The following is an 11,782-nucleotide window of genomic DNA, read 5'->3' on the forward strand; positions in this document are numbered from 1 at the left end:
GGTGCGGGCGCGGCGCCGGGTGGTGCGGGCGCGTCCGGTGGTCCCGGACTGGTGTCCGATCGTGCGGGCGCGGCGCCCGGTGCCGGAGCGGCGTCGGGTGCGGCGGGGTGGGGCGGCACCGCCTCGACCGCACCGCCCGGACCGGGCCGGTCGCCCGGTCCGCTGGAGACCGTCGCCCCCCGGTACGGCGCGGCGAGCCTCGCCGACGTCCTCCCCGCCGCGCTCGCGGTGCTCGGGGTGCCCGGCGTCACCGACGCGCTCGGCCTGACCGCGGCGCTGGCCGGCGTCCGCCGGATCGCCGTGCTGCTCGTCGACGGCCTCGGGTGGTACCAGATCCCGACCGCCGCGCCGTACGCGCCGACCCTGGCCGGTCTCACCGCCACCGTCGGCCGGCCGCTCACCTCCGGCTTCCCGTCCACCACCCCGACCAGCCTGGTGACCCTGGGCACCGGGGCCGCGCCCGGCGCGCACGGCGTGCTCGGCTTCACCCTGCGGGTCCCGGGGACCGACCGGGTCCTCAACCACATCGAGTGGGCCGGCGACCCGGAGCCGCTGCGCTGGCAGCCGGTCCCGACCCAGCTGGAGCGGGCACGGGCCGCCGGTGTGCACGTGACGGTGGTGAGCCGGCCGGAGTTCGGCGGCAGCGGGCTGACCGTGGCGGCCAACCGCGGCGGCGACTACCGGGGCGCGGCCGGCGTCGACGCGCTGGGCCGGGAGATGCTCGCCGCGCTGACCGCCGGGACCGGGCCGACCCTGGTCTCCGGCTACCACCCCGACCTGGACCGGCACGGCCACCTCAGCGGGGTCGACTCGGTGCCGTGGCGGATCGCGGCCGCCGACGTGGACCGGCTGCTGGCCCGCCTCGTGGACGGGCTGCCACCGGACGCCGCGCTGCTGGTCACCGCCGACCACGGGCAGCTCGACGTCCCGGCCGGTCACCGGTTCGACCTGGACACCGATCCGCGCCTGCGCGACGGTGTGGCCGTGGTCGCGGGCGAGCCCCGCGTCCGCTACCTGCACGTCGGGCCCGGCGCCCGCGACGACGTGGTGGCGACCTGGTCGGCGGTGCTCGGTCCGGCGGCCCGGGTACGCACCCGGGAGGAGGCGGTGGCCGCCGGCTGGTTCGGCCCGGTGCCCGAGGAGCACCTGAGCCGGATCGGGGACGTGGTGGTGGTGTGCAACGGCACGTACGCCGTCCTGGCCACCCGCTCCGAGCCGCCGATGGCGAGCCGGCTGGTCGCGTACCACGGGGCGGACACGGCCGCCGAGATGACCATCCCGCTGCTGGTCGTGCGGGGCTGACCCGGCGTTTCGTCGGGCACCGCCGCTAGCCTTCCGGCATGGGCCGCAGCCAGTCGTTGCCCCGGGGCGGCGATCCGCGCTTCGGGCCGGACGCCGACGACTCCGGTTGCCCGGTGCTGCACGTCGACATGGACGCGTTCTTCGCCTCCGTCGAGGTGCGCCGCCGGCCGGAGCTGCGCGGCCGGCCCGTCGTGGTCGGCGGCGTCGGCCCCCGCGGCGTGGTCAGCTCCGCCAGCTACGAGGCCCGACGGTACGGCGTCCGCAGCGCCATGCCGACCATGCGGGCCCGTGCGCTCTGCCCGCAGGCGGTGTTCCTGCCGCCGGACTTCACCGCCTACTCGGCGGCCTCCCGAGCGGTCATGCGGATCTTCCGGGACGTCACCCCGCTGGTCGAGCCGCTCTCCCTGGACGAGGCGTTCCTCGACGTGGCCGGCGCCCGGCGGCTGTTCGGCCCACCGGCCGAGATCGCCCGGCTGATCCGCGAGCGGGTGGCGAGCGAGCAGGCCCTCACCTGCTCGGTGGGGGTGGCGCCCAGCAAGTTCGTCGCGAAGCTGGGCTCGACCCGGGCCAAGCCCGACGGCCTGCTGGTCGTCCCCGCCGCCCGGGTGCTCGACTTCCTGCACCCGCTGCCGGTGTCGGCGCTGTGGGGCGTGGGGGAACGCTCCGCGGAGACGCTGCGCCGGCTCGGCCTGACCACGGTCGGCGAGCTGGCGCAGGCGCCGTACGGCATGCTGCGCCAGGCGCTCGGCGACGCCGCCGCCCACCACCTGCACGACCTGGCGTGGGGGCGCGACCCGCGCCGGGTCACCCCCGAGCACGTGGAGAAGTCGATCGGCGCGGAGGTGACGTTCGACGCCGACGTGGCCGACCCGGAGGAGATCCGCCGCGCCCTGCTCGGGCTGGCCGAGAAGGTCGGTGCCCGCCTGCGCCGTGCCGGCCAGGTCGGGCGGACGGTCGCGCTGAAGGTGCGCCTGGCCGACTTCCGCACCGTCAGCCGCTCCCGCACCCTCGACGTGCCGACCGATGTCGGTCGGGAGATGTTCGACACGGCCTGGGCGCTCTTCACGGCCCTCGACCCGGGTGAGCCGATCCGCCTGGTCGGCGTACGGGCCGAGGGGCTCTCGGCGGCCCGGGAAACCCCGCGCCAGCTCGCGCTCGGCGCGCCCGAGCGCGGCTGGCGGGAGGCGGAAGCTGCCGCCGACGCCGCCGCTGCCCGTTTCGGGCGGTCCGTCATAGGTCCGGCCAGTCTGCTCCGAGTCCGAGATCCGCGCCCGGACGAAAATCCGCGCCGGCCATAGGTCGTCCCGCTTTCCGACGCGCGGGGCCCCTCGTAGACTTGCGGGTAAGCAGCCAGTTGGCTGCCACGGTCTGTCGGCCCGACCGGGCCGACCCACGTGACCGGGGAGGAGTGCCGTGCCGCTCTCGGAGCACGAGCAGCGGCTGTTCGAGCAGATCGAGCGGTCGCTTGCCGAGGACCCCAAATTCGCCTCGGCCGTGCGCGCCAGCGACCCGCGTTTCCACGCGCGGCGTCGCCTGCTCGTCGCTGCCGGCGTGGTCGTCGTCGGCCTGGCCCTGTTGGTCTACGGCGCGGTGATCAAGACTCCGCCGCTGGCAGTGGCGGGGTTCGTCGTCATGCTGGCCGCGTTGGGCTTCGCGGTGCAGTCGCATCGGCGGGCGCAGTCACCCGACCTGCACGTCGTGGGCGGGACGACCACACGTCGCCGTCCGCGCGGGCGGACAGGTCGGCGTCCGTCGATCCTGGACCGGATGGAGGACCGGTGGCGGCAGCGCCCGGAGGGGCACCGCTGACCCCCTCCTGACCCCACCCCGGCGTCGCCGGGGCGGTCGCGTCGCCCGCGCTCCGGCGACGCCTCGCGCTTCCGTGCGCCCTGACGACCGCACCGAGCCCTCGCCTCGTCACGCCCCGCCCGCTCCTGCATCAAGATCGTGCTCAAACCAGGACGTAGTGGCCTCGCGGTGTCATGGTGTCAACGAGGCCACTACTTTCCGTGTTCGAGCACGATCTTGCTGGGTCGGGAGGGGGTGCCCGTCGAGAGCGTTCGAAGAAGCCGCCCCCCAAGGGGGCGGCTTCTTCACACGCGGAGCGGTGCGCGAGGGTGTCAGCGGGCGAGGCGGCTGGCGAGCAGGCGGCGCGGGCTCCAACGCAGCGTCGCCTGCCGGACCCGCCCGTAGGACGCCACCAGCCGGGCCGACCCGTCCGCCGTGGCGATACGCCAGCGCAGCAGCACCGACGGGGGGAGGACCGCCGCCACCAGGCGGGTGCGACGGTCGGCCCGCGCGGCGAGCGCGCCGCGGACCCGGCGCAGCGCCGGCAGCAGCGGCTCCCCGGTGAGCGGGTTCCGGGCGTACCGGGCCCGCTCCTCGGCCCGGCCGAGCAGGCGGACCGCAGTCGTCGCCTCGGTGTCCTCGGTGAGCGTCTCCCGGGCGAGCCGCTCGGCGGTGGCGCGGGGGGTCTCCGTCCGGTCGACCCGGAGGCGGAAGTCCACCAGGGTGTCGAGCAACTCGTCCCAGGCGGCGTGCGCGTCGGCCCGCGCCCGCTCCGCGTCGGCCAGGACCACCATGCGCCGCCCGTCGGCCGGCGCCCCGACGACGTCCGGCTCGGCGGCCTCGGGGACCGGTGCCGGGGCCCGCCCACCGCTGCGCCGCCGGCGCAGGGCGAGCCGCCGCAGCGCCGGGACGGCGAGCAGCACGAGCAGGGCCAGTACCCCGGCCGCCCACCACAGCCACACCGGCACCGACTGGGTCGGCGTCCCGGAGTCGACGGGCAGCCCCGAGGACGGGTCCTCCTGTCCCTCGTTGCGGCGCTCCGCACTGGGCGTGGCCTCCGGCTCCGCCGGGCCGGCCGTCGCGCCCGGCTCGGGGCTCTCCTCCTCCGGGGCGTCGGTGTCCGGTGCCCAGGCGGACCGGGCGGCGCCCTGGACGCCGTACGCGGGCGTGGCGTCGAACGGCACCCAGCCGAAGCCGACGAAGTAGACCTCGGTCCACGCGTGCAGGTTGCGGTTGGTCAGGGTGTACGTGCCGCCGCCGGAGTTGGCGCCGTTGGTGAAGCCGAACGCCACCCGCGCCGGGATGCCGACGGCGCGGACCAGCCACGCCATCGCGGCCGCGTACTGCTGGCAGAAGCCGACCTTGTTGTTGAGGAAGTTGACGATGTCCTGGCCGCTGGTGCCGCCCTCGGTGCTCAGGGCGTAGCTGAACCCGTTGTCCGCGGAGAAGTAGTCGTAGATCGCCCGGACCTTGTCGTACTCGGTGTTCTTGCCCTTGGTCAGGGTGTCGACCAGCGTCTCCACCTCCGCCACCCGCGGCGGCTGCAACTGCCGGCGCAGGCTGTGGTCGGCCGGGAGGGCCCGGGCCTGCCGCAGCGCCGCCGGGCTGTACGTCGTCCGCACGTACTCGAACGCGTAGCGCTTCTCCCGCGACGTCTCCCGGCCGGAGAAGACGACCTGGAGGTTCGTGTCGTAGGACCAGTTGCCGTTCAGGTCCTCGGTGCGCACCGGGTCGCCGTACACCGGGAGGTACGGCATGGCGAGGTTCTTCGTCACCTCCACCGTGGCCCGGTACCGGTTGCGCTCGACCCCGGCCCGGTCCGGCTCCTGCGGGCCCGGCAGCTCGCGGGTCACCGGGCGGCCGGTGGGGGTGCGGACCCGGAAGCCGTCCGGCCGCAGCTCGTCGGCGGCGCCGAAGCGCAGGTAGAAGGGCGCGGGCTCGTTGGTGGTGACCTTCACCAGGTCGGCGACCTCACGTTCGTTGAGCTGCCCGCTCAGCGCCGCGAAGAGGTCGATGCGGCCGGGCGAGCCGCCCTGGCCGGGCCGGCCGGTGCCGTCACCGGTGCCGGAGCCGATCGTGTCGAGCAGGCCGCCGGTCATCCCCGGCACGGCCAGCGGCACGGCGACGGCGACCGCCACGCCCACCGCCGCGAGCCGGCGACCGGCGGACGCCAGCGGGGATGCCTCCCACACGTCCACGCCCCGGCCGTCGCCGGTGAACCGCCGGCCGAACCGGCGGACCTTGTCGACGTTGTCGGTGACGAGCAGCCACAGGTACCCGGCCGCGCCGATGACGAACGGCACCGGGGGGACGCTGTCGACGTAGACCGCCACCGGCACCGAGTAGACGGCCAGCATCGGCAGGCCGGCGAGCGCCGGCCGGCGCATCCCGACCGCCACCAGGTCGACCAGGACGGCCACCCCGCCGATGCCGAGCACCGTGATGAACAGCAGCGGGTCGGTGTCCGGCACCTTGACGCCGTACGTGCGCATGTCCTCCATCGACGCCGCGGCCAGGGATCCGAAGTGCTCGAAGGTGGCCGGCGTGGGCACCAGGCCGAGCAGCTCGGAGCCGGACGGGAAGAGCCACGTCAGGGCGAGCGTCAGGCCCGCCGCCATGCTGAGCACCTGGCCCCACAGCGGCACCCGGCCCAGCCGGGTCAGCGCCGCGGCCGCGGCCACCACGGCGACCGCGATGGTGGCCTGGATCAGCCACGTCCAGCGGTCGAAGATGGCCGACAGCGGCGCCGCGGCGAGCAGCGTCGCGGCGGCCGCGACCAGGCCCAGGTTCCGGTGGGCGATCATGAGGGGAGCCTTCCGTTCATCGCATGCCGCCGGCGACCGTCTCGGCCAGGGCGGCCCGCACGGCGAAGCCCTGCGAGCCCCGCGCGGCCTGCGGCCACAGCACCGGCAGCCGGGTGCCGTGGTCGACGCCGATCACCCGCCACCCGCTCTGCAGCAGCGCGAGGGCGGCGGTGCCGTGCGCCTGGTCGGCCTCGGCCCGTGCCTTGGCCGGCAGGTTGAGCCAGGTCGAGCTGTCCAGCAGGAACGCGACGCAGGTCGCGCCGTTGCCGCGTAGCCCGGCCAGCACCTCCGCCTCGGCGGTGCTCAGCGTCCCGAACAGGCCGATGATCAGGCCGCCGTCGGAGCGCTGCCGGACCCGCTGCACCAGCGTGGTGATCTCCACCCGCTGGGCGAGGCGGACCTCCGCGAGGTGGTCGAGGAGCACGCCGTCGCCGGCCAGCTCCGTCGCGTCGACGTCCGCGCCGGAGCCGGTCACCAACCGCAGCTTGTAGCCGCCCTGCCGCAGGTGCACGGCGATGCTCGCGGCGGCGGAGACCGCCCACTCGAAGCTGGCGGTGGGCCCGTCGCCGCGGTGCCCGTACGCCCGCGTGTCGAGCAGGACGGTCGCGCGGCTCTCCCAGGGCTGCTCCTCGCGGCGCACCATCAGCTCGCCGGTGCGCGCGGTCGACTTCCAGTGCACGCGCCGCAGGTCGTCGCCCACCCGGTACTCCCGGGTCGCCGCGTCGTCCTCGCCGTGCACCGCCACCGACCGGGCCCGGCTGTCGCCGCTGCCCGCGTACTCGCCGGGAAGCCGGACCGTCGGCAGCGGGTGGACCTGCGGGATGACCGTCAGCCGGTCGGTGCTGGGGAAGGCCCGGGTCAGCTCGCACAAGCCGAACGGGTCGGTCATCCGGACCACCAGCGGGCCGACGTCGTAGCGCCCGCGCACGTCGGCGCGCACCGTGTACGCCACCGAGCTGGCCTGGTGCGCGCCGAGCCGGTCGAGCACCACCCGGGGACGGCTGCCCAGCGCGTACGGCAGCCGGTCCTCCAGGAGCAGGGTGCCGGTGGGCAGGCGGGACAGGTTCTGCAGGCGCAGCACCACCCGGGAGCTGGCCCCGACCGGCACCCGGTGCGGGTCCAGCGACCGGTGGCAGGCCAGCTTGTACCGGCTGCGGCCGACGTAGAGCGCGGCGAGCAGCGGCAGGACACCGAGCAGCACGGCCACCCGCAGCAGGTCCTTCTCGCCGAGGATCGCGGCCGAGATCGCCGCGGCGACGGCCGCGGCGAGGAAGGAACGGCCGCGGGTGGTCAGCCCGCGCAGCCCGTCGCGCACGTCACGGCCTCCGCGGCTCGTACGGGGCGCGACCGTTGCCGGTGGCGGGCCGGGTGTCGTACGGCGAGCGGCGGCGCTCGTGCGGCAGCGGCAGGCGGTGCACCAGGTCGGAGACGATCGCGTCGGTGGTACGCCGGGCGAGCTGCGCGTCGGCGGTGGGGATGATCCGGTGCGCCAGGACGGGCACGGCCAGCACCTGCAGGTCGTCGGGGAGGACGTAGTCGCGCCCCTCGAGCGCGGCGACCGCGCGGGCGGTGCGCAGCAGCTGGAGGGTGGCCCGGGGCGAGGCGCCGAGGCGCAGGTCGGGCGCCTCCCGGGAGGCGGTGACCAGGTCGACCGCGTACTGCTTCACGGCGTCGGCGACGTGCACCTGCCGGACGTGCGCGATGAGCCGCCGCACGGTGTTGGCGTCGGAGACGGGCCGCAGCTCCTGCAGCGGGTCGGTCGCGCCGTGCCCGTCGAGCATCGCCAGCTCGGCCCCGGCGTCCGGGTACCCCATCGCGATGCGGGCGGTGAACCGGTCGCGCTGGGCCTCGGGCAGCGGGTACGTGCCCTCCATCTCGATCGGGTTCTGCGTGGCGATCACCATGAACGGCGTCTGGAGCTGGTACGTCACCCCGTCGACGGTGACCTGCCGCTCCTCCATGCACTCCAGCAGCGCGGACTGCGTCTTCGGCGAGGCCCGGTTGATCTCGTCGCCGACGACCAGGTTGGCGAAGACGGCGCCGGGACGGAACTCGAAGTCGTGCGTCTCCTGGTTGTAGACGCTGACGCCGGTCACGTCGCTGGGCAGCAGGTCGGGGGTGAACTGGATGCGGCGGACCGAGCAGTCGATGGACCGGGCCAGGGCCTTGGCCAGCTTGGTCTTGCCGACGCCGGGCACGTCCTCGATGAGCAGGTGACCTTCGGCGAGCAGGACCGCGAGCGCGAGGCGTACGGTGGCCGTCTTGCCCTCGATGACCTGTTCGATGTTCGCCACGATGGCGTCACTGGCGGCGCGGAACTCGTCGTGCGGCAGCAGACCGCCCACCTCGTCCCAGGTCTGTTGTGTCACGGGCCTCCTCCTCGTCGCCTGGACGGCAGCTCTGTATAGAGCACCTGGACCCGCTGTTCGGTTCGCGCGAGCGAGCCTCGTCTGCCGCAGAAATCTCACTGGTCTCTCAGGCTAACCATGTTTCTCGCTGTCGCCGACCCCCGCAGGTAGACGGTCGGTTACACCCCGAATATTCGCCGGGACGGGGGACCGGGCCGGCTGCGTTAGGTGCCGGAGACGATCACCGAACGCTGCCGCCCGGTGGCGGGACGCCCGCCGGACCGGCGGCACGGTACACTCCGTGACATGGCCGGAGTCTTCCTGCTTCTTACCGGGCCGTGCTGATGCGCTGAACGCGCGACAGCACGGCGGCCCCTCCTGCGCGAGGGGCTTTTTTGTGCCCGTCGTCGGCCCGGTTCCGTCAGGCGGGCGGCGAGCACCGACCGAGACCGCACGAGACGACCCGCGCCGAGCGAAGCGAGGAGAGCCATGAGTGAGGCAGCCGCACCGGCCAGCGACATTCCCCCGTTCCGGTACACCGCGGCCCTGGCCGACGAGATCGAGCACCGCTGGCAGGACATCTGGGAGCGGGAGGGCACCTTCCACGCCCCCAACCCGTCCGGCCCGCTGGCCGATCCCGGCCACCCGCGGGCGGGGGCGGAGAAGCTGTACGTCCTGGACATGTTCCCGTACCCGTCGGGCGCCGGCCTGCACGTCGGCCACCCGCTGGGCTACATCGGCACCGACTGCTTCGCGCGCTACCAGCGGATGGCCGGCCGCAACGTGCTGCACGCGATGGGCTTCGACGCGTTCGGGCTGCCCGCCGAGCAGTACGCCGTGCAGACCGGCACCCACCCGCGCACCACCACCGAGGCGAACATCGCCCGGTACAAGGCCCAGCTGCGCCGGCTGGGCCTGGCCCACGACGAGCGCCGCTCGGTGGCCACCATCGACACCGACTTCTACCGCTGGACGCAGTGGATCTTCCTGCAGATCTACAACTCCTGGTACGACGCCGAGGCGAAGCGTGCCCGCCCGATCGCCGAGCTGATCGCGGAGTTCTCCGGCGGCACCCGGCGCACACCGGACGGCCGCCCCTGGGCCGAGCTGACCGAGGCCGAGCGTCGCGGGATCGTCGACGACCACCGGCTGGCGTACGTCTCGGAGGCCCCGGTGAACTGGTGCCCGGGGCTGGGCACCGTGCTGGCCAACGAGGAGGTCACCGCCGACGGCCGGTCCGAGCGGGGGAACTTCCCGGTCTTCAAGCGGAACCTGAAGCAGTGGATGATGCGGATCACCGCGTACGGCGACCGGCTGCTGGACGACCTGGACACGCTGGACTGGCCCGAGCCGATCAAGATGATGCAGCGCAACTGGATCGGCCGCTCCACCGGCGCGCACATCGACTTCCCGACCGCCGTCGAGCCGATCCGGGTCTTCACCACCCGGCCGGACACCGTCTTCGGCGCGACGTACATGGTGCTGGCCCCCGAGCACGACCTGGTCGACGCGCTGGTCCCGGCCGCCTGGCCGGACGGGACGAAGGACGCCTGGACCGGCGGGCACGCCAGCCCCCGCGCGGCGGTGGAGGCCTACCGCAAGGCGGCCGCCGCGAAGACCGACGTCGAGCGACAGGCCGAGACGAAGGAGAAGACCGGCGTCTTCATCGGCGCGTACGCCACCAACCCGGTCAACGACGCGCGGATCCCGATCTTCATCGCCGACTACGTGCTGGCCGGCTACGGCACCGGCGCGATCATGGCGGTGCCCGCGCAGGACGAGCGGGACTGGGCGTTCGCCGAGGTCTTCGACCTGCCGATCGTCCGCACCGTGCAGCCCGCGGAGGGCTTCGACGGCAAGGCGTACACCGGGGACGGGCCGGCGATCAACAGCGCCGCGCCCGACCGCGGCCTGGACCTGAACGGCCTGGGGGTCGCCGACGCCAAGGCGCGCATCACCGCGTGGCTGGAGGCGAACGGCCACGGCCAGGGCGCGGTGACCTACCGGCTGCGGGACTGGCTGTTCAGCCGCCAGCGCTACTGGGGTGAGCCGTTCCCGATCGTGTACGACGAGACCGGCGCCGCCATCGCGCTGCCGGAGGAGATGCTGCCGGTCGAGCTGCCCGAGGTGGACGACTTCTCGCCGCGCACCTTCGACCCCGAGGACGCGCAGTCGAACCCGGAGACGCCGCTGTCGCGGCGGCGCGACTGGGTCGAGGTCGAGCTGGACCTGGGTGACGGGCCGAAGCGCTACACCCGCGAGACCAACGTGATGCCGCAGTGGGCCGGCTCCTGCTGGTACGAGCTGCGCTACCTGGACCCGACCAACGCGGACCGGTTCGTCGACCCGGACAACGAGCGCTACTGGATGGGCCCGCGCGGCGAGGGCGACTGCGGCGGCACCGACCTGTACGTCGGCGGCGCCGAGCACGCCGTGCTGCACCTGCTGTACGCCCGCTTCTGGCACAAGGTGCTGTACGACCTGGGTCACGTCTCGTCGTTCGAGCCGTTCCGCAAGCTGTTCAACCAGGGCTACATCCAGGCGTACGCGTACACCGACGCGCGGGGCGCGTACGTGCCGGCGGAGGAGGTCGTCGAGCGGGAGGGCGGCTTCTACCTGGGCGACGTCCAGGTCAACCGCGAGTACGGCAAGATGGGCAAGTCCCTGAAGAACGTGGTGACGCCGGACGAGATGTGCGCCGCGTACGGTGCGGACACCTTCCGGGTGTACGAGATGTCGATGGGCCCGCTGGAGGTCTCGCGCCCGTGGGAGACCCGGGCCGTGGTCGGCTCGTTCCGGTTCCTGCAGCGGGTCTGGCGGGCGGTCGTCGACGAGCAGACCGGCGCCCTGCGGGTCACCGACGCCCCGGCCGACGAGGCCACCCGCCGGCTGCTGCACAAGGTGGTCGACGGGGTTCGGGGTGACATGGAGGGGATCCGGTTCAACACCGCGATCGCCAAGCTGATCGAGCTGACCAACGGGCTGACCCGGCTGTCGGAGACCCCGCGCGAGGTGGCCGAGCCGCTGGTGCTGATGCTGGCGCCGTTCGCCCCGCACGTCGCCGAGGAGCTGTGGCGCCGGCTGGGCCACGAGACCTCGCTGACGTACGCGGACTTCCCGGTCGCCGACCCGGCCCTGCTGGTGGCCGAGACGGTGACGTACCCGGTGCAGGTCAACGGCAAGGTACGCGGCCGGGTCGAGGTTCCCGCCGACGCCGCCGAGGCCGACGTGCGGGCGGCGGCCCTGGAGGCGGTGGCCGGTTCCCTGGCCGGCAAGGAACCCCGCAAGGTCATCGTCGTCAAGGGCCGGATGGTCTCCGTCGTCGCCTGAGCCGGTCCGCTCGCCGATCATGGAGTTGTGGTGTCCGGCTGATGCCGGTCCGGGACGTTCCGTCCCCACCACAACTCCATGATCGACCGGGGCTGGGTGGTGACAGCGCGCACCGTCGGGCGGTGGGCCTGCAGCCAGTCGTGCCAGCCCCGGATCATCGGTGGGACGCCGAGCCCGCGCAGCCGCAGCATCGCGGGCTCGCCACGGTCG

At 74.2% G+C, this 11,782-nt stretch carries 8 protein-coding genes; 4 read left to right on the forward strand and 4 right to left on the reverse strand.

Features of this window, described 5'->3' with window-relative positions; translation table 11 throughout:
• Window positions 1–162: 162 nt before the first annotated feature.
• From HCJ94_RS25380 to HCJ94_RS25390, 3 genes are all read left to right on the forward strand, one after another.
• Complete coding sequence (locus HCJ94_RS25380; protein WP_168003605.1) at window positions 163–1,302, forward strand: alkaline phosphatase family protein; 1,140 nt, start codon at window positions 163–165, stop codon at window positions 1,300–1,302.
• A gap of 38 nt (window positions 1,303–1,340) precedes the next feature.
• The gene (locus tag HCJ94_RS25385; RefSeq protein ID WP_168003563.1) at window positions 1,341–2,600 is read left to right on the forward strand and encodes a DNA polymerase IV; all 1,260 of its coding nucleotides are present in this window, start codon (window positions 1,341–1,343) and stop codon (window positions 2,598–2,600) included.
• Between the two features lie 115 nt (window positions 2,601–2,715).
• Window positions 2,716–3,111 (forward strand): SCO2097 family morphological protein, encoded by a 396-nt coding sequence (locus tag HCJ94_RS25390; protein ID WP_168003564.1) that lies wholly within the window; start codon window positions 2,716–2,718, stop codon window positions 3,109–3,111.
• 311 nt (window positions 3,112–3,422) lie between these two features.
• Here HCJ94_RS25390 and HCJ94_RS25395 read toward each other — a convergent pair whose 3' ends face one another.
• The 3 genes from HCJ94_RS25395 to HCJ94_RS25405 are packed head-to-tail and all read right to left on the reverse strand — an operon-like array spanning window position 3,423 to window position 8,263.
• Complete coding sequence (locus HCJ94_RS25395) at window positions 3,423–5,894, reverse strand: transglutaminase TgpA family protein (RefSeq protein WP_168003565.1); 2,472 nt, start codon at window positions 5,892–5,894, stop codon at window positions 3,423–3,425.
• A 16-nt stretch (window positions 5,895–5,910) separates the two neighbouring features.
• Window positions 5,911–7,209: a DUF58 domain-containing protein gene (locus HCJ94_RS25400; protein WP_168003566.1), complete on the reverse strand. Its 1,299-nt coding sequence runs from the start codon at window positions 7,207–7,209 to the stop codon at window positions 5,911–5,913.
• A gap of 1 nt (window position 7,210) precedes the next feature.
• Complete coding sequence (locus HCJ94_RS25405) at window positions 7,211–8,263, reverse strand: AAA family ATPase (protein ID WP_168003567.1); 1,053 nt, start codon at window positions 8,261–8,263, stop codon at window positions 7,211–7,213.
• A 468-nt stretch (window positions 8,264–8,731) separates the two neighbouring features.
• Here HCJ94_RS25405 and leuS point away from each other — a divergent pair, with 468 nt between their 5' ends.
• A complete protein-coding gene (gene leuS, locus HCJ94_RS25410) occupies window positions 8,732–11,572 on the forward strand; it encodes a leucine--tRNA ligase (protein ID WP_168003568.1) in 2,841 nt (946 codons plus the stop codon).
• A 17-nt stretch (window positions 11,573–11,589) separates the two neighbouring features.
• On the opposite strand, the gene HCJ94_RS25415 is transcribed toward leuS, so the two are convergent.
• The gene (locus HCJ94_RS25415) at window positions 11,590–11,763 is read right to left on the reverse strand and encodes a hypothetical protein (RefSeq protein ID WP_168003569.1); all 174 of its coding nucleotides are present in this window, start codon (window positions 11,761–11,763) and stop codon (window positions 11,590–11,592) included.
• Between the last annotated feature and the right edge of the window lie 19 nt (window positions 11,764–11,782).

This window comes from Micromonospora thermarum, assembly GCF_012034245.1.
Taxonomy (GTDB): domain Bacteria; phylum Actinomycetota; class Actinomycetes; order Mycobacteriales; family Micromonosporaceae; genus Micromonospora; species Micromonospora thermarum.